This window comes from Microbacterium sp. NPDC091382, from assembly GCF_044757025.1.
In the GTDB taxonomy this organism is placed as follows: Bacteria; Actinomycetota; Actinomycetes; order Actinomycetales; family Microbacteriaceae; genus Microbacterium.
In genome coordinates, this window is sequence record NZ_JBIVUD010000001.1 from 965542 (window position 1) to 983686 (window position 18145).

General features: G+C 68.8%; 14 protein-coding genes and 2 tRNA genes. 11 read left to right on the forward strand and 5 right to left on the reverse strand.

All coding sequences use genetic code 11. The features are described from left to right. Nucleotides 1–14 precede the first annotated feature (14 nt). Both ACIQLK_RS04625 and ACIQLK_RS04630 read right to left on the reverse strand, forming a co-directional pair. Entirely contained in the window at nucleotides 15–2492 is a 2478-nt protein-coding gene (locus ACIQLK_RS04625) for an alpha/beta hydrolase-fold protein (protein WP_400363123.1), read from the reverse strand. 183 nt (nucleotides 2493–2675) lie between these two features. Further along, nucleotides 2676–3710, reverse strand: a complete 1035-nt coding sequence (locus ACIQLK_RS04630) for a LacI family DNA-binding transcriptional regulator (protein ID WP_400363124.1) — start codon at nucleotides 3708–3710, stop codon at nucleotides 2676–2678. A 224-nt stretch (nucleotides 3711–3934) separates the two neighbouring features. Here ACIQLK_RS04630 and ACIQLK_RS04635 point away from each other — a divergent pair, with 224 nt between their 5' ends. The 4 genes from ACIQLK_RS04635 to ACIQLK_RS04650 all read left to right on the forward strand — a co-directional run bounded on the left by ACIQLK_RS04635 (nucleotide 3935) and on the right by ACIQLK_RS04650 (nucleotide 9196). Beyond that, a complete protein-coding gene (locus tag ACIQLK_RS04635) occupies nucleotides 3935–5950 on the forward strand; it encodes a beta-galactosidase (RefSeq protein WP_400363125.1) in 2016 nt (671 codons plus the stop codon). Then, nucleotides 5947–6882, forward strand: coding sequence for a carbohydrate ABC transporter permease (locus tag ACIQLK_RS04640; protein WP_400363126.1), 936 nt, complete (start codon nucleotides 5947–5949; stop codon nucleotides 6880–6882). Before ACIQLK_RS04635 ends, ACIQLK_RS04640 begins: the two co-directional genes overlap by 4 nt. Then, nucleotides 6879–7778, forward strand: a complete 900-nt coding sequence (locus ACIQLK_RS04645; RefSeq protein WP_400363127.1) for a carbohydrate ABC transporter permease — start codon at nucleotides 6879–6881, stop codon at nucleotides 7776–7778. Before ACIQLK_RS04640 ends, ACIQLK_RS04645 begins: the two co-directional genes overlap by 4 nt. 80 nt (nucleotides 7779–7858) lie before the next feature. Beyond that, nucleotides 7859–9196, forward strand: a complete 1338-nt coding sequence (locus ACIQLK_RS04650) for an extracellular solute-binding protein (protein ID WP_400363128.1) — start codon at nucleotides 7859–7861, stop codon at nucleotides 9194–9196. Between the two features lie 78 nt (nucleotides 9197–9274). Here the strand turns inward: ACIQLK_RS04650 and ACIQLK_RS04655 are convergent, their stop codons facing one another. Both ACIQLK_RS04655 and ACIQLK_RS04660 read right to left on the reverse strand, forming a co-directional pair. After that, nucleotides 9275–10639, reverse strand: a complete 1365-nt coding sequence (locus tag ACIQLK_RS04655; RefSeq protein WP_400363129.1) for a cryptochrome/photolyase family protein — start codon at nucleotides 10637–10639, stop codon at nucleotides 9275–9277. A 74-nt stretch (nucleotides 10640–10713) separates the two neighbouring features. Further along, nucleotides 10714–11883: a diacylglycerol/lipid kinase family protein gene (locus ACIQLK_RS04660; RefSeq protein WP_400363130.1), complete on the reverse strand. Its 1170-nt coding sequence runs from the start codon at nucleotides 11881–11883 to the stop codon at nucleotides 10714–10716. A 102-nt stretch (nucleotides 11884–11985) separates the two neighbouring features. Between ACIQLK_RS04660 and serS the strand changes: the two genes are divergently transcribed. The 5 genes from serS to ACIQLK_RS04685 all read left to right on the forward strand — a co-directional run bounded on the left by serS (nucleotide 11986) and on the right by ACIQLK_RS04685 (nucleotide 15808). Beyond that, nucleotides 11986–13251: a serine--tRNA ligase gene (gene serS / locus ACIQLK_RS04665; protein WP_400363131.1), complete on the forward strand. Its 1266-nt coding sequence runs from the start codon at nucleotides 11986–11988 to the stop codon at nucleotides 13249–13251. After that, the gene (locus ACIQLK_RS04670) at nucleotides 13248–14117 is read left to right on the forward strand and encodes an HAD-IIB family hydrolase (RefSeq protein WP_400363132.1); all 870 of its coding nucleotides are present in this window, start codon (nucleotides 13248–13250) and stop codon (nucleotides 14115–14117) included. The genes serS and ACIQLK_RS04670 overlap by 4 nt, the downstream gene beginning before the upstream one ends. A 100-nt stretch (nucleotides 14118–14217) precedes the next feature. Further along, nucleotides 14218–14302, forward strand: a tRNA-Ser gene (locus ACIQLK_RS04675). A 20-nt stretch (nucleotides 14303–14322) separates the two neighbouring features. Further along, complete coding sequence (locus ACIQLK_RS04680) at nucleotides 14323–15642, forward strand: LCP family protein (RefSeq protein WP_400363133.1); 1320 nt, start codon at nucleotides 14323–14325, stop codon at nucleotides 15640–15642. 74 nt (nucleotides 15643–15716) lie between these two features. Further along, a tRNA-Ser gene (locus ACIQLK_RS04685) sits at nucleotides 15717–15808 on the forward strand. Between the two features lie 57 nt (nucleotides 15809–15865). Here the strand turns inward: ACIQLK_RS04685 and ACIQLK_RS04690 are convergent. Next, nucleotides 15866–16180, reverse strand: a complete 315-nt coding sequence (locus ACIQLK_RS04690; RefSeq protein ID WP_400363134.1) for a hypothetical protein — start codon at nucleotides 16178–16180, stop codon at nucleotides 15866–15868. A 68-nt stretch (nucleotides 16181–16248) separates the two neighbouring features. Between ACIQLK_RS04690 and ACIQLK_RS04695 the strand changes: the two genes are divergently transcribed. Next, nucleotides 16249–16953 carry a TetR family transcriptional regulator gene (locus tag ACIQLK_RS04695; protein ID WP_400363135.1) on the forward strand — a complete coding sequence of 235 codons (705 nt, stop codon included), beginning with the start codon at nucleotides 16249–16251 and terminating at the stop codon, nucleotides 16951–16953. Nucleotides 16954–17139: 186 nt separating this feature from the next. Next, a complete protein-coding gene (locus ACIQLK_RS04700) occupies nucleotides 17140–18126 on the forward strand; it encodes a MetQ/NlpA family ABC transporter substrate-binding protein (protein ID WP_400363136.1) in 987 nt (328 codons plus the stop codon). Nucleotides 18127–18145: the final 19 nt, after the last annotated feature.

The following is an 18145-nucleotide window of genomic DNA, read 5'->3' on the forward strand; positions in this document are numbered from 1 at the left end:
GCGCCGCCGCCGATTCAGCGGGCGATCCGCGCGGTTCCGGAGGTCCGGCTCGCCGTGTCGTAGCCGCCGAGGCTGCCCGTCACGCGCACCGAGATGCGGTCACCGCGGTCGCCGCGTGCGACCGTGTAGGTCGCCTTCGTCGCTCCCGGGATCGCCGTGCCGTTGTTCAGCCACTGGTAGCTGAGCCGCGTCCCCTCGGTCCACGAGCCCGGCCGGGCGGTGAGGATCCTGCCGACCTTGGCCGTGCCGGTGATGATCGGCGCGGCGGTGCGGAGGGTCCCCTTCGCGACCTTGGCCGTCGGAGCCGAGGTCTTCGCCGCGGTCGCGTACCCGGAGAGGGTGCCGGTCACGCGCACCGAGATGCGCGCCCCTGCGTCGGAGGCGGTCAGTCGGTGCGTCGCGGTGACGGCGCCCCGGATGGGCGAGCCGTCGCGCATCCACTGGTACGCGAGCGCCGTTCCCTTCGTCCATGTGCCGGGCTTCGCCGTGAGGGTGGACCCGACCTTCGCCGTCCCCGAGACCGTAGGCGTGCCGACGGTCAGAGCGGCGGGGGCCACCGTGACCTCGCGGTCGACGCGGGCACGGTTGCCCGCAGCATCTTTCACGACGTACCGCAGGGTGTAGGTGCCGAGCTTCCTGGTGTCCACCGTGCCGCGGACCGACAGGTTCGCCGTGAGGTCGCCGTCGACCGCATCGCGCGCGGTCACACCGGCGAGAGCGTCGAAGGCCGATCCGAAGCGGACGACGGTGGATGCCGGGACGCTGATCTCGGGCTTCACGAAGTCCTCGCGCAGGCCCGCCTCGCGGAAGTGCGTCGAGTGCATGCCGAATGAGTCCTTCAGGTGCGGCATCCAGCAGGCGTCGTTGTGGCGGCCCTCGGGGTAGACGGCCCAGGTGTGCGGCACGTCCTTGCCGGTGAGGATCGTGTCCATCGATCGAGCGGCGTCGTCGAAGCGGTACTCGTCGAACTCGCACGCGTCGAAGTAGAGATCGAACTTCTTCAGCTGCTTCGCCGTCATGTCGCCCGCCTGCTTCAGCGGCGTGGGCAGAGCCGAGCCGGAGTAGCTGAGCGAACCGATGTGCGAGGCGATCGACGAGAACATGCCGGGGTTCGACAGTCCCAGCGACCACGCGCCGAACCCGCCCATCGAGACACCCGTCAGGGCGCGGAAGTCGCGGCTCTCGAGGGTGCGGTACTCCTTGTCGACGAGGGGCACCATCTCGGTGAGGAACATGCTGCGCCACGGCGTGCCGCCGTTGGGCTGGTCGGAGTACCAGAGCGATTCGCCGTCGGGCATGATGACGATCGACTCGGCGAGGCCCTGCTTCCACAGGCCGTCGAGGACGTCGTCGATGTCGCGCGGCTCCCACTCGCGGCTGCCGCCGTTGATGCCGTGCAGCAGGTAGACGACGGGGTACTCGCGGTTCGGTTCCGTCAGGTAGGACGGGGGCAGATAGGTCGCGAACTCGCGCGGCTGGCCCTCGAGGTCGGAGTCGACCGTCTCGCGGAAGAACCGCGAGTCGTTGCCGGTCTCGCGCAGCGACGTGCCGTCGATGTGCAGGAACTGCTGCGATGCGGGCTGGAAGGTGTATGCCTTGCCGTCGCGCGTGCCGGTGATCGTCCGGTTCGTGTCGACGATGAGGGCGCCGTTCTCGCCGGTGACGACCTCGACCTCGCTGTCGGTGAGGGTCAGGGTGCCCGACTCCTTCATCCACTCGCGGATCTCGCGGGCGCGACGGTCCTTCGACCGGCCGTCGTGGAAGTACGTCTTGTCCAGCGTCTTCAGGTAGGCGTCGACGTCACCGTCGGCGAGGGCCTTCCGCTGCGTCTCGAGGACGTCGGCGACGGCGGCTGACTGAGTGGCCGAGGCGCGGGGCCCGGTGATGCCGTAGACGTTCGCGCGGACGGCATCCTTCGAGTAGATCCCGACGGGGCCCTCGTACCAGCCGCCGCCGCCGTTCATGTCGTACAGGCGCACCGCGAGGGTGTTCTCGCCGCCGAAGTTGGGGGCGTCGGCGGGGACGGGGTAGAGCCGCTTCTCGAACCACTGGCTGCTGGCAGCCGGCGGCATCGTGCCGGAACCGCCGATGCGCTGTCCGTTGAGGAAAGCCTCGTCGACGTCGTCGAGGAAGCCGAGCGAGGCGACGAGGTTCGTGCCCGAGGCGTCGGCCGGGAGGGTGAACGTCAGGCGATACCAGCCGAACCCGTCGTAGTCGTCGAACGGAGTGCCGTCGCCCGGCACGGTGATGTCCTGCCAGGAGGAGTCGTCGAAGTCGGGTGAGGCGTAGGACGGGTCGTCGCCCTTCGCGAACTTCCAGGTGCCGCCGAGGTCGAGCGAGACGCTCGGGCCTGCTGCGGCCGAGGTGTCGGCGGACGTCGGCTGAGCGACCGGGGCGGCCAGTGCGGGGGTGGCGATGCACAGCGATGCGGCGACCGCGGCCGCAGCGGTGACGGCGACCAGACGGCGCCGTCGAGGGACGTGAGGATTCACGGGCTCCTACTTCCTTGTGGGATGCCGGGCATCGACGCCCGGTGTGACTGTGCACGTTCACGGAATCGGTGATGAGTCCGCTGTGAACGTGCACACAGAGAGTGGCATCGCCGGGGCCGTGATGTCAACGCGAAGGGAACGGCGTGCGCATATGTGCACGCATAGGGCGTCAGTCGCCGCTCGTCAGGCGGAAGCGCGCCAGACCACGGGGCATTCGAGCACGCGTCCGCTCGTGCCGGGATCCTCGCCGCGAAGCTGGCGAAGCACCGATTCCGCCGCCGCTCGGCCGAGTTCGCCAGCGGGCTGATGCACGGTCGACAGGGGCGGATCGCACCGGAGGGCCCACGAGCTGTCGTCGAACCCGACGATGCCGACGTCGTCCGGCACGACCCGCCCGGCCGCCTGCAGGACGTCCAACGCGCCGGCCGCGACCGCGTCACTGGACGCGAAGACGCCGTCGATGTCGGGTGCGCGTTCGAGCAGCGCGCGCATGCCCTCCTGTCCGTCGGAGTAGGAGTACAGCGGCACGCGCTCCACCAGCTGCGGGTCGAAGCGGTTGCCGAGGGCGTCGACGAAGCCGGCGAGCCGGTCCGATCCCGAGTCGCGGTCGAGGGCGGAGGCGATCATCCCGATCCGGCGACGTCCCGTGGCGGCGAGACGGTTGGTGATCTCGCGCGCAGCGCCGCGGTTGTCGATCGCGACGTAGGCGGCATCGCCGATGTCGCGGGGGTGCCCGACGAACGCGGCGGGCAGGCCCAGTTCGGCGACCGCGCGGGTGATGGGGTCACCCACGCGCGCCGACACGATGATGACGCCGTCGATCAGGCCACCGCTCAGGTAACGGGCCAGGCGCTCGATGTCGCGGGTGGTGTCGGCGATCATGAACGACAGCTGGTAGTCCGCTTCGGACAGGGCGGCGTTCGCGCCGAGGAGGATGGAGCCGATGTTCGGGTCCTCGACGAAGAGCGAGTGGGGCTCGTGGACGATCAGACCGATCGCCTGCGAGCTCTGCATGACGAGGCTGCGTGCGGCGCGATTCGGGACGAAGCCCACCTTCGCGATGGCCGCCTCGATGGCCTCGCGCGCCTCGTCCGAGACGTAGGGCTGACCGTTCAGCACGCGACTGACGGTGCCCCGCGAGACGCCGGCCTCGTTGGCCACATCCTTGACGGTCGCGCGACGGCGCCGGCCGATGACATCCGTGCGGTCGCTGCTCACGCGTTCATCGTATGTGCACGCACACACGTCGCGTGCGCTGAACGATCCGCGAGTCGGTGGCGAATGGATGCCGCGACTCCCGTGATTCCGCGGGTCGAGGGGGTGTTGCCCCGGCCGTGTTGACATCCGAGATTCGCTCGGCCTACTCTGTACACGTTCACAGAGCCTCAACGCGGAGGAACACCGCTTGATCCTGTGCACGTTCACAGGATTCAGAGGAGAACATGTCGGTCCCCGCCCGCCCCTTCGCGCACGATGGCATCGCGTTCGGTTGCGATTACAACCCCGAACAGTGGACGCCCGACGTCTGGGATGAGGACATCGCCCTCATGGGTGAAGCCGGAGTCGACCTGGTCGCGATCAACATCTTCGGCTGGGCGCACATCGAGCCCCGCGCCGGCGAATACGACTTCGCCCGCCTGGACGACATCATCGGACGGCTGCACGCCGCCGGCATCCGGGTGAACCTCGGCACCGGCACCGCCTCCACCCCTGCGTGGCTCACGACCGCCCACCCCGAGATCCTCCCCGTCGTCGAGGACGGCACGCGCCGTTACCCGGGCGGGCGCCAGGCCTGGTGCCCGAGCTCTCCCGTCTACCGCGAAGCCGCCCTCGCGCTCGTGGACGCCGTCGCCGCCCGCTACGGCACGCACCCCGCCATCGCCCTGTGGCACGTCTCGAACGAGCTCGGCTGCCACAACGCGCTCTGCCATTGCGACGAGAGCGCCGCGGCCTTCCGCACCTGGCTGCAGTCGCGCTACGGCACCGTCGACGCCGTCAACCGGGCGTGGGGCACCGCGTTCTGGAGCCAGACCTACTACGAGTGGGACGAGATCCTCACCCCGAAGGCGACACTGTCCAGCCGTAACCCGGGGCAGATGCTCGACTACCACCGCTTCAGCAGCGACGCCCTCCTCGCGCACTACCGCGCCGAGGCGACAGCGATTCGCGCTCACAGCGATGTCGCGATCACCACGAACTTCATGGTCACCGCCCACATCGAGAACCTCGACTACTGGTCGTGGGCGGGCGACATGGACGTCATCGCGAACGACCACTACCTCGATCACCGCCTCGGCGACCCGCGGTCCGAGCTCGCGTTCGCCGCGGACCTCTCACGCGGGCTCGCGCAGGGGTCCCCGTGGATCCTCATGGAGCACTCGACCGGTGCCGTCAACTGGCAGCCGCTCAACAAGCCCAAGGCCGCCGGCGAGATGATCCGCAACTCCCTCACGCACGTCGCGCGCGGCGCGGACGGCGTGTGCTTCTTCCAGTGGCGCGCGTCGGTGCAGGGGAGCGAGAAGTTCCACTCCGCGATGCTTCCCCACGCCGGCACCGACTCGGCCGTCTGGCGCGAGGTCGTCGAGCTGGGCGGAATCGTCGACCGGCTCGGCGAGGTCGCAGGATCCCGCGTCGTGTCCGACGTCGCCGTCCTCTTCTCGTGGGAGTCCTGGTGGGCCACCCAGAGCGAGACCCGGCCGAGCCAGGCGCTCGGCTACCTCGACCAGGTGCACGCCGCGTACCGCGCCCTTCACGCGAACGGCCTCACCGTCGACGTCGTGGCGCCCGGCGCCGACCTCTCGGACTACCGCATGGTCGTCGTCCCGGGCCTTCACCTCATGAGCGAAGCCGACGCCGCGGTCCTGACCGGGTGGATCGCCGCCGGCGGCACCGCGCTCGTCACCTTCTCGAGCGCCATCGTCGACGAGAACGACCGGGTGTACACCGGCGGCTACGCCGGCCCGCTCCGCGAGGCGCTCGGACTCCACATCGAGGAGTTCGCCCCAGTCGCCCCCGAGGTCTCGCTGACCCTGAGCGACGGGTCGACCGCGCGGCTGTGGTCCGAGCGGTCGCGCACGGTCACGGCCGAGGTGGCGGCATCCTTCACAGACGGTCCCGCCGCGGGAATGCCCGCCCTCACCCGCAACGAGTGGGGGCAGGGTGCCGCGTGGTACCTCGCGACTCTTCCCAGCGAAGCCGACTACCGTGACCTCGTCGCGCGTGTCGCCGACGCGGCGGGAGCGGCTCCCGCTGCCGTCGTCGAGCCCCGCTCGCGCGATCTCGAGATCGTCCGCCGACGCGGCGAGCTCTCGTCCTATCTCTTCGTGATCAACCACGGCGAGACCGAGGTCCACGTCGAGTCCGACGGCGTGGACCTCGTGACCGGCGCACCCGTCGCCGGTCGCGCCACCGTGCCCGCCGGCGCGGTGCGCATCATCAGAGAGGAGGCGGCAGCATGACCGCCACGGAAGTCCTCGTGACGCGTTCGTCGGCCAAGCCGCCGCGCGCGAAGCGAATCCCGCGGGCCAAGACCCCGCACAAGGGGGCGATCGCGGTCTTCACCGGACCGTTCGGCATCCTCTTCCTGCTCTTCTACCTGGTGCCCATCGGCTACGCCATCTGGCAATCGCTGCTGGTGGTCCAGCGCGACGGGCTGTACGGCGAGCCGACCGAGGTCTTCGGCGGGCTGACGCAGTACATCCAGGTCTTCCAGAACGCGCCGTTCTGGGAGTCGGTCGGCCGCGTCCTGCTGTTCGGCGTCGTGCAGGTGCCGATCATGCTCGGCCTCGCGCTCCTGTTCGCGCTGCTGCTGGACTCGCCGGTCCTGAAGGGCAAGCGGTTCTTCCGGCTGGCCTTCTTCGCTCCCTACGCCGTTCCCGGCGTGATCGCCGCGATCATGTGGGGCTTCCTCTACTCGCCGAACCTGTCGCCGTTCACCGGCCTGACGAACGCGGTCGACTTCCTCTCGCCCGAGATGGTCCTCTGGTCGATCGCGAACGTCGTGACCTGGGTCTTCGTGGGCTACAACATGCTCATCATCTACTCGGCGCTCCTCGCGATCCCCGCAGAGGTGTACGAGGCCGCGCGGCTGGACGGTGCCGGTCAGATCCGCATCGCGTGGTCGATCAAGATCCCCATGGTGGCTCCGGCCATCATTCTCACCGCGGTGTTCTCGATCATCGGAACGCTGCAGCTGCTGGCCGAACCGCAGGTCTTCCGCTCGTTCAGCACGGCCGTCTCCTCCACGTTCACGCCGAACATGACGATCTACGCGACCAGCTCGGTGCCGAACCCCTACCTCGCGGCGGCCTTCTCGGTCGTGCTGGCCCTGGCCACGTGCGTCCTGTCGTTCGCGTTCTTGAAGCTCACCCAGCGGAAGGCCGAGCAATGAGCCTCCTCACCCGTACCCGCGGCGCCACCGCGACCGATCTGCCGACGACGCGCGGACCGCGCGAGTCGATCATGTCGCGCACCGCTGCCTTCCTCATCATGGGCGTCTTCACGCTCTACTTCCTCGTTCCCATCTGGTGGCTGTTCGTCGCGTCCTCGAAGGACCGCGGACAGTTGCTGACGACCAACCCGCTGTGGTTCGCCGACTGGAACCTCTTCGCCAACATCGGCGATCTGATCTCGTACAACCACGGCATCTACTTCCGCTGGCTGCTCAACAGCCTGGGCTACGCGGGCCTCGGAGCTCTCCTGGCGACCGTGTTCGCCGGTATGGCGGGCTACGCCCTCGGCAAGTACCGGTTCCGCGGCCGCGAGGCGTTCTTCAACATCGTCCTCGGCGGCGTGCTCGTCCCCGCGACCGCGCTGGCCCTGCCGCTGTTCCTGCTGTTCAGCCAGGTGAACCTGACCAACACGTTCTGGTCCGTCCTCCTGCCGAGCATCGTGAGCCCCTTCGGCGTCTACCTCGCCCGCATCTACGCGGCGTCGTCGGTGCCGGACGAGCTCATCGAGGCTGCGCGCCTCGACGGGTCGGGCGAGGTCCGCACCTTCTTCACGGTCTCGTCGCGGCTCATGGCCCCGGCGCTGGTCACGGTCTTCCTCTTCCAGTTCGTGTCCATCTGGAACAACTTCTTCCTGCCGCTGATCATGCTCCGCAGCCAGGATCTGTTCCCGGTCACCTACGGCCTCTACACGTGGAACACCCAGCTCAACCAGATCCCCGAGCTGCGCACCTACGTCCTCGTCGGCGCGTTCCTGTCGATCGTGCCCCTCATCATCGCCTTCCTCTTGCTTCAGCGCTTCTGGCGCAACGGACTCGGCACCGGTTCCGTGAAGTGAGCTCCTGCCGCGGGCGGACCCCTCGGCATCCCTGCAGTACCACTACCTGTCACCCGATCAACGATCAGATTGGAAAACCCATGCAGCACACCAAGAAGGCAGTCGTCGCCGGCGTCGCACTGCTCACTGCGTTCACCCTCGCCGGCTGCGCCGGCGGCAACGGCGGCGGCAGCGGCGACGGGGCAGCAGACCCCGCCGCGTGCGCCCCCTCTGACGGCAAGGTGACCCTCGACTTCACGTCGTGGATCCCGGGCATCGAGGACGCCGCGAAGATGTGGAACGAGGAGAACCCCGACATCCAGGTGAAGGTCCAGACCGGCCCCAACGGCAACTCCGGCACCTACGCGAGCTTCTTCAGCCAGCTCGAGGCCGGCAACGCCCCCGACCTCGGCCAGATCGAGTACGACGCCCTGTCGAGCTTCCGCGTGCAGGACGGCCTCGAGGACCTGTCCGCATGCAAGGACGTCGTCGCCGCGAAGGACGAGTTCATCCCGTGGACCTGGAACCAGGTCACCCTCGGCTCCGACGGCGTGTACGGCATCCCGCAGGACTCGGGCCCCATGGCCCTGTTCTACCGCTCGGACCTGTTCAAGGAGAACAACATCGCCGTTCCCACCACGTGGGACGAGTACAAGGAAGCCGCCAAGGAGGTCCGCAAGGCCGGTGGCTACATCACCAACTTCTCCACCGCCGACATCAACCAGTTCGCCGGCCTCGTCTGGCAGACCGGCGGCGACTGGTTCGCCAACGACGGCAAGGAGTGGAAGGTCAACCTGACGGGCGACGAGTCCAAGAAGGTCGCCGACTACTGGCAGGACCTGATCGACGAGGACCTCGTCTCCACCTACCCGGCCTGGACCGAGGAGTGGAACAACGCCTACAACTCCGGCAAGGTCTGGAGCTGGAACTCGGCCGTGTGGGGCGCCAACTCCATCTCGTCCGGTGCTCCCGACACCGCCGGCAAGTGGTCGGTCGCGCCCTCCCCGCAGTGGGCCGCAGGCGAGAAGGCCTCCGGTAACTGGGGCGGTTCGTCCGTCGCCGTCTTCAAGGGCACGAAGCACCCGTATGAGGCTGCGAAGTTCGCGCTGTGGCTGAACACGTCCGAAGAGGCTCTCACTGCTCTCAACAAGTCGGCGAACATCTACCCCGCCACCACCGAAGGACTGAAGCTCCCCTCGCTGCAGGAGGGTGTCGAGTTCTACGGCGGTCAGAAGATCTACGACGTCTTCGCCCAGGCAGCCGCCGAGGTCAACCCCGACTTCGTCTGGGGCCCGACCATGACGCAGACCTACGCCGACGTCTCCGACGGCTTCCAGAAGGCCGCCAGCGGTCAGGGAACGCTGCTCGAGGCACTGGAGTCCGCGCAGACCAAGACGGTCGACGCCCTCAAGGCGCAGTCCATCCCCGTCGCCGAGTGATCACTCGCTGACAAAACGCATCCGCGCCGCGGGTCGGGCCTTCGGGCTCCGGTCCGCGGCGCGGTCGTGTGTGCGGGGTCAGTCCTGACGCGAGGCCTGCTTGACCTTCTCGTAGGCGGCGAGGGCGTTCTGCCGCGTCGCCTTCAGATCGACCATCGGCATGGGGGGCTGGCCGTCGGCATCCGTGTACTCGGGCGCCCATTGCCGGATGTACTCGCGGCGCTTGTCGAACTTCTCGGCCTGCAGCTCGGGGTTGAAGACCCGGAAGTACGGCGCCGCGTCCGCGCCGGAGCCGGCCACCCACTGCCAGTTGAAGGTGTTGCTCGCTCCGTCGGCGTCGACGAGGCAGTCCCAGAACCATTCCTCGCCGCGGCGCCAGTCGATGAGGAGGTTCTTGATGAGGAAGGATGCCGTGATCATCCGCACGCGGTTGTGCATGTACCCGGTCTCCCAGAGTTCCCGCATCCCGGCATCCACCATCGCGTAGCCGGTCCGCCCCTTCTGCCAGGCACGCAGGGCGGTCGGTTTGAGGCGCGGCCACGGGAACGCATCGAACTCCGGGCGGAGGTTCTTCGTCGCCAGATCGGGGAAGTGGTACAGCGTGTGCCAGGCGAATTCGCGCCAGCCGATCTCGGACAGGAAGCCCGAGGCACCGGGGGTCTCGACTGCGGCGTGCCACACCGTGTACGGGCTCAGCTCGCCCCAGCGCAGCCGCGGTGACAGCAGCGACGTCGCGCCGGCCGACGGCCGGTCGCGGGCGTCGTCGTAGTGCCCGAGGTCCTCCTCGAGGAACTGCTTCAGCCGCCGCTGCGCCGCGGGTTCGCCGGGCTCCCACGTGTCGCGCAGGCCCTGCGCCCAGTCGGGCTCGGTGGGCAGCAGCCCCCAGTCGTCGAGATCGTCCGAGGCCGGGTAGCGCGACGGGCCGGGGACCTCGCGAGGTTCGGGCAGCGGAGCACGCGGCGCCGGTTGGGCGCGGCAGGCTCGCCAGAACGGGCTGTACACCGAGAAGTGCTTCCCCGCTCCGGTCGTGATGGTCCACGGTTCGAAGAGGAGGGATGCCGCGAACGACGCGACCTCGACGTCGCCCTCGCGCAGGTCGGACTTGAGCGCCGCATCGATCTCCCGCTCGGGCCCGCCGTACCTTCGGTTCCAGAACACCGCACCCGCCCCGGTGTCGTCGACGACGTCCTGCACCACTCGGTGGGCGGGTCCGCGACGGAGGATCAAGCGCGAACCGCGGTCGGCGAGCCGCTCAGCGAGGGACGCGAGGGAATGGTGCAGCCACCATCGGGCGGCGCCGCCGAGAGGACGGATGCCGTCGCTCTCCTCGTCGAGCACGTACAGCCCGATGATCGGCTCGTCGCGATCCAGGGCGGCGCGGAGCGCCGGATGGTCGGCGAGGCGGAGGTCGTCGCGGAACCAGACGATCGAAGGGGACGGCATCCCCTCATCCTGACCGTCGGGGCGTCGCGAATCCGCCCCTTGCAATCCGCCGTCGGATCGCTCTGCGGGTCGGGTCAGACGGCGTCGACCGAATGCCCGCGGGGGATCGCGAGGGTCAGGCCTCCGGCGACGACGCGCACGGCGATGCGGGTCGCTTCGCCGAACTCGTCGCCGTCGAGCTGGACGGGATGCGCCTCCTCTGCAGCCAGATCGATGCCCTCGCCGCGCGAATAGCGGACCGAGTTGTCTGCCGTCCGCACCGAGAGGATCTTTCGGCCGGCGCGGAACTTGCGCAGCACACTGTTGTCCCAGGCGAGGCGTCGCCAGACCAGCAGCCAGCCGAAGGCGGAGCGCGGCTGCAGGATGGCGACGTCGAGTTCGCCGTCGGTGATGGATGCCTCCGGGATGAGCTCGAGTCCCGCCTGCAGCGACCCGCAGTTGGCGAACAGGACGCTCTGCACGTCGGCGCGGTGGATGCGGTGCCCGGGCACCTGATACACGACGGGGAACGGCTTCGCCTGCGCGATCGAGCGGGCGGCGCCGTCGACGTAGGCGACCCAGCCGACCTTCTTCTTGAGGTCGCTGTTCGTGTTGGCGATCATCGCGGCGTCGAGACCCATGCCGCCCATGACGACGAAGGCGTGCTCGGCGGTCTCGCCATCGGGCCGGCGCAGCTGCGCGAGGCCCACGTCGATCGCGAGGGTGTCACCGTCGAAGGTCGCGGCGATCATCGCCGCGGGGTCGGTGAGGGGGAGCCGCAGGTTGCGGGCGAGGAGGTTCCCGGTGCCGCTCGGGACGATCGTGAGAGGAACGCTCGAACCGGTCATCGCCTCGCTGACGGCGCGGACGGTGCCGTCGCCGCCCGCCACGAGCACCGCGTCGACGCCCTCCGCGAGCGCCTGACGCGCGACGTCGTCGCCGAGGTCGTCGACCGTCGTCTCGTAGAAGAGGGGTTCGGACCAGCCGGCATCCTTGGCCGCCTGAGCCACCTGCTCGCGCAGCTCGTCGCCGTCCACCTTGACCGGGTTGTAGACGAGAGCCGCCTTGGGGCTCGGACGGCCGTCCTCGTCGGGCATCGGCTCGGTAGACCCGCTGCGGTCGACGCGGCGCGCCTCGCCGGTCCCGCCGTCCTGCGTGTCGGGTGCGATGTCCTCGGGCTCGCGGATCACCCCGTCGGGTTCGGCTGCGGTGGCCGGGTCCTGCGCGTCGTCGGAGCGGTGCGTCGTGCCGGGGTCGGTCGCCATGCGTACAGGATAGGGCTCGGCATCCGGCCTGCCACGCCCCCTTGCGCTCTCGGCGCATCCGCACCAGGGCGGGGGCCGGGAGGCCGCGACTAGACTCGAGAGGTGATCGATCTCGCCCTCCTTCGTGACGACCCCGCCCTCGTGAAGCGCTCGCAGGAGGCCCGCGGCGAGTCGCCTGACACGGTAGACGAGGCCCTCGCGGCCGATCGCGAACGTCGTACCGCCATCACGACGTTCGAGGAGCTCCGCGCCGAGCAGAACGCGCACGGCAAGCGCGTCGCCAAGGCGCCGAAGGACGAGAAGGCCGCGCTGGTCGCTGAGGCGAAGGATCTCAGTGAGCGGGTGAAGGCCGCGCAGCAGGCCGTGACCATCGCGGAGGATGCCGCGTCGGCAGCCCTCGCGCGCATCGAGAACATCGTCATCGACGGCGTCCCCGCCGGCGGCGAGGACGACTTCATCACGCTGCGCACGCACGGGGAGCCCGCCGCCTTCGACTTCGAGCCGCGCGATCACCTCGCCCTCGGCGAGATGCTCGGTGCGATCGACACCGAGCGTGGCGCGAAGGTCTCGGGCGCGCGCTTCACCTTCCTCACCGGCATCGGCGCTCGGCTCGAGCTGGCCCTCATGAACCTCGGCATGCAGCGCGCACTCGAGGCCGGCTTCATCCCGATGATCCCGCCGACCCTCGTGCGCGCAGAGGTCATGCGCGGCACCGGATTCCTCGGCCAGCACGCCGACGAGGTCTACCACCTCGACGACGACGACCTGTATCTGGTCGGCACGAGCGAGGTGCCCCTCGCCGGTTACCACATGGACGAGATCCTCGACCTGGACGGCGGCGCGAAGCGCTATGCCGGCTGGTCGACCTGCTATCGCCGCGAGGCGGGGTCCTACGGCAAGGACACCCGCGGCATCATCCGGCTGCACCAGTTCAACAAGCTCGAGATGTTCGTCTACACGACGCCCGAGGACGCCGAGGCGGAGCACCTGCGCCTCGTCGAGATGCAGGAGCGGATGCTGCAGGATCTCGGGCTCGCGTACCGCGTGATCGACGTTGCCGCCGGCGACCTCGGCTCGTCCGCCGCGCGCAAGTACGACGTCGAGGCGTGGGTGCCGACGCAGGGCGCCTACCGCGAGCTCACCTCGACGTCGAACTGCACCACGTACCAGGCGCGTCGTCTCGACATCCGCCACCGTCCCGAGGGCGGTCGCACGGCTCCGGTGGCGACCCTGAACGGCACCCTCGCGACGACCCGGTGGATCGTCGCCCTGCTCGAGACCCACCAGCGAGAAGACGGCTCGGTCGTCATCCCCGAGGTCCTGCGCCCCTACCTGGGCGGCCTCGAGGTGGCGGAGCCGATCGCGTGAGTCTCTCCGCGGACGAGGCGGCCGAGGTCGTCGAAGAGATCGCGACGGATGCCGCCGAGCCCCCGCGCGAGCGCCTGCTCATCGCGCTCGACGTCGACGGGACGATCCTGCTCGAGGACGAGACCTACAGCCCCGGCGTGGTCGAGGCGATCGCCGACGCCCAGCGCGCCGGCCACGAGGTCATGCTCGCCACCGGGCGCTCATGGGAGAGCACCGGGCGCATCGTCGAGCACCTCGCGATCACGCCCGAGTACGTCGTCTGCTCGAACGGAGCGGTGATCCTCAAGCGCACAGGACCGGTGGAGTCGCCGATGTACGAGCGGTTCCACACCGAGCAGTTCGACGCGACCGAGGTCCTCACCCTCCTGCGCGACCACCTTCCGACGGCGCGCTACATGGTCGAGCTCCCGAGCGGCCGCCGCCTCTTCACGCACCACATGGACGACTGGAGCCTCGCCAAGGCCGATCGGGTCGACTTCGAGGAGCTGTCGGCGAACCCCGTCTCACGCGTCGTCGTGGTCTCCGAGCAGAACACCGACGAGGACTTCGTCGACCTCGTATCGCGCATCGGTCTGAACAAGGTGTCCTACGCCGTCGGGTGGTCGGCGTGGCTCGACATCGCCCCGCAGGGCGTCGACAAGGCGACCGGGCTGGAACTCGTCCGCAGCTGGCTCGGCGTCGAGCCGCAGAACGTCGTCGTCATCGGGGACGGGCGCAACGACATCGGCATGTTCCGGTGGGCACGCGCCCACGGCGGTCGCGCGATCGCCATGGGCCAGGGTCCCGACGAGGTGCTGTCGGAGGCGTCTGAACTCACGGCATCCGTCACCGAGGGCGGTGTCACGACGGTGCTGAAGGGCCTCTGACCGGCTCATTCAGGGCTCATCCAGGCGATCCCGCCACAATGGACGGGTTCTGGGGTCGGCTAGACTCGGCCTGTTCGACCGGTGCCACTCGGTGCGGTCGGGAGGGTTGTCCGAGCGGCCGAAGGATCCGGTCTTGAAAACCGGTGGGCAGCAATGTCCCGTGGGTTCGAATCCCACACCCTCCGCATAGTCCGAAAGGTGATCCGTGAGCGCAAGGCGAGACGCGAAGGCGACGAAGTTCCGCCGCCAACCCGTGGCCCGTCACGGAGCGCTGAGTTCTCCGCATCCGCTTCGTCAGGTCTTCACGATCCTGGCCGCGGTCGTAGCCGTGGTGCTGGTCAGCACCGCGGCGATCGGTGGGTTCTACGTGTGGGATGCCGCGCGCAGCCTGAGCGACAACGGCGTCTCGATCGGGGATGAGGGCAAGGCCCTCCCGCCGCACATCGGCGAGATCGAGGGCGGCGTCAATATGCTCATCGTCGGCACCGACTCGTGCGAGGGGCAGGACCTCAAGCTCTTCCCCCGATGCGCGCACGACGAGGGCGGCGAGCGCAACGACGTCACGATGCTCGTGCACATCAGCGACGCGCCCCGCCGGGTCACCGTCGTCTCGTTCCCGCGCGACATGATCGTGCCGATCCCCTCGTGCAAGAACCCCGAGGGCGGCTCGTACTCGGCGATGAGCGCCCAGATGATCAACGCCTCCTACGGCTACGGCGGGCTCGGCTGCACGGTAGCGACGGTCGAAGCCCTGACGGGAGTCGACATCCAGTTCGCGGGCGCCATCAGGTGGACGGGCGTCATCAACATGTCCGACGCGATCGGCGGCGTGAACGTCTGCCTCAGCGCCGACATCAACGACCGGCACACGGGACTGCACCTGAAGAAGGGCGAGCAGAACCTCGTCGGCGCGCAGGCCCTGCAGTTCCTGCGCATCCGGCACGGCATCGGCGACGGCTCCGACCTGGGTCGCATCTCGAACCAGCAGCAGTTCATGAGCTCGCTCGTGCGCAAGCTGCAGTCCGGCGCGGTGCTCTCGGACTACCCCGCGTTGCTGAACCTCGCGAACACCGCCGTGCGCCAGGTGAACGAGAAGCAGTTGGTCCTCAGCGAGTCCCTCGCCAACCCGCAGCGCATGGTCCAGATCGCGATGGCCGTCGCGGACGTCCCCTACAAGGACATCGTCTTCGTGCAGTATCCGACGGTCTACGCGCCCGGCGGCGGACGTGTGCTGCCCGTCACGTCGGCGGCGGACGTGCTGTTCACGGCACTGTCCGAGAACAAGCCGATCCGTGTCACAGGCGAAGCCAGCGGCGGCGGCGGTGTCGAGGTCGTCGGTGAGGCCGGCGAGCCCGGCGGTGCGAAGCCGACCGATACCCCGAAGGCCACCGGCGAGGCCACGGGAGAGGCGACGCCCGACAAGACCGATGCGCCCGATCAGAGCGAGGCCGGAACCGTCGACCTTCCGACCCAGATCACCGGTCAGTCGGCGAACGAGGTGACCTGCACCGTCGCCCAGCAGTGACGGTCGGTTCGGATCGGCGTCCCGCACCCGTTATGCTTGGCTGGTGCGTCCGCGCCGTTCGCGGTCGGATGCCTGGAGACGTCGCATAGTCAGGCCTAGTGCACCACCCTGCTAAGGTGGAGTCCCCTCACGGGGACCGAGGGTTCAAATCCCTCCGTCTCCGCCACGAGAAAAGCCCCGGACATCCGGGGCTTTTCTCATGACTGCGCGGGGTGCGCCGGCGTCAACCGGTAGCCGCGTCGTCCTGATCGGGCTCGGGCACGATCCGCAGTCCGCCCGGCGAGTTCGCCGTCGACATGAGTGCCTCGATCCACGCCGGATTGAGCGGCCCGGTCGCACGCGAGTGATACCGGATGTCCCAGCTCGTCGACACCCCGATCCAGCGCGAGACGCGCCCGCTGCCGAGGCTGGGGTCGACCGTCCACGTGAGGATGAACGGTTCACGTCGTCGGAGTTTCGTCACCATCACGACCTCGAGATGACTGAGGAGGCGGTCGTCGAGGGTGACCGTCTCGCTGCCGAAGGCCAAGCGTCCCATTCCACCAAGCTTACGGCGTAAGCAGACACGGGGGAGTGCTAAGGGGCAGGATCGACGTGGAGGCTCCCATGAGCAATCAGATCGACCGATCTTCCTGGTCGCGGCTCAGTCGCGCTGTGATCATCGAGGCCGCACTGGGTCTCGTCGACCGCAAAGGCCCATCGGGGCTCTCCATGCGCGCCCTGGGGGCCGAGCTGGGCGTCGAGGCGATGTCGCTCTACCGTCATGTTCACGGCAAGGAGGACCTGCTCGAAGGCATCGTGGACGAGCTGACCGCCGAACTCGTCGTCGTCATGGAGCGTGAGGCCGAGGCGCACTGGCAGACGTTCCTGCAGAACGTCGCTCACGAGGTTCGCGACATCGCCGTCGCGCATCCTCGGGCCTTCCCACTGATCGCGACGCGGCATCCCGCAGCCCCGTGGCTCCGTCCGCCGCTGCGCAGCATCGAGGCCGTCGACATCTTCCTGCGGGTGCTTCTGGCGCAGGGCTTCACCGACGAGCAGGCGGTCGTCGCCTATCGAGGCTTCAGCAGCTTCCTCATCGGTCAGCTGCTGCTGGAGGCCGCCGTCCGCGGCGCTGACGTCGGTGGAACCGTCGTGGGTCAGGCGGAGACCGGGCCGGTCGCCGCCGACGGCGCGCAGAGCTCGTCTCTGGATGACGCTCCCGAAGTGCGTCGCCTTCGACCCCTGTTGAGCGAGGACCACAGTGCGGAGGAGTTCGACACCGCTCTCGAGGTCCTCCTCGACCGGCTCGAGGTCGATCTGTCGCTGTAGCAGCGCTCCGCGCACGCGACTACCACGGTTCGGGATCGGATCTCGACCCGTTTCGTCGGTTCACGTCAAGGAAGGTAACGCCCGGTCACGGAGCGTCTCGAAAGTCGTCCTCGACAGGGTGTCGGGCTAGGAAGGTCGCAGTCACAGCGAACATCCACGCTCAGCGCACCCCGAGGAGACCACCCCATGTCCGACCAGAACCAGACTCCGCCCAGCGACCTCCGTGCCGCCGTTGCGGGAGACAAGAAGCGCACCCGCATCGGCTGGACCGTCGCCATCGCCGTCGTGGCGATCGCCGCGATCGTCGGCGGGGCCGCGCTCCTGATTCCCGCGCTCCGCCCCGCCGATGCCGCCGCGTCCGGCGGTGACGCCCCCGCGAAGCCGATCAGCGTCAAGATCGCCGTGTCCGAGGACAGCCCGTTCCAAGACGCCGTCAAGGAGGTCGCCGCCGAGAAGGGCCTCAACATTGAGTGGGTCAACGTCGAGGACTGGGTGCTGCCGAACACCGAGCTCGCCGCCGGCACGGTCGACGCCAACGCCTTCCAGCACATCCTGTACCTCAGCGCCTTCAACACCGAGAACGGCGCGGACCTCACCCCCGTCTTCTCGACGCTCATCACGCAGTGGGGGATCTTCTCCGCGACGGCCACGTCCCTCGACGACATCGCCGACGGTGCGAAGATCGCCATCCCCGACGACCCCTCCAACGGCGGCCGCGCGCTGAACATCCTCGAAGCCGCCGGTCTCATCACCCTCTCGGCAGACAAGGGCGACTTCCCGGCGGTCGAGGACATCACCGCCAACCCGAAGAAGCTGCAGTTCGCGGAGATCCCGGCGACGTCGATCGCTCAGCAGTTCACCGACCCGAGCCTGGCTGCGGTCGTCGTCGGCACGTCGTACTTCGACCCGAGCCAGAACATCGGCTCCGACGACGCGCTCTTCCTCGACAAGGCGCTCTCCGAGCAGAACCTGCCTTACGTCAACGTCATCGCGACCCGCGAGGACAACAAGGACAACCCCGCGTGGAAGATCCTCAAGGACGTCTACGCCGATGAGCGCGTCGCGGCCGCCAACGAGAAAGAGAACCAGGGCTCCGTGGTGCTCGTTGACGTGCCGGTGGAGCAGCTCCGGACCAAGCTCGCCGACCTCGAGAAGCAGGCCGCGAAGAACTGACCGCGGCTACTCGCGACTG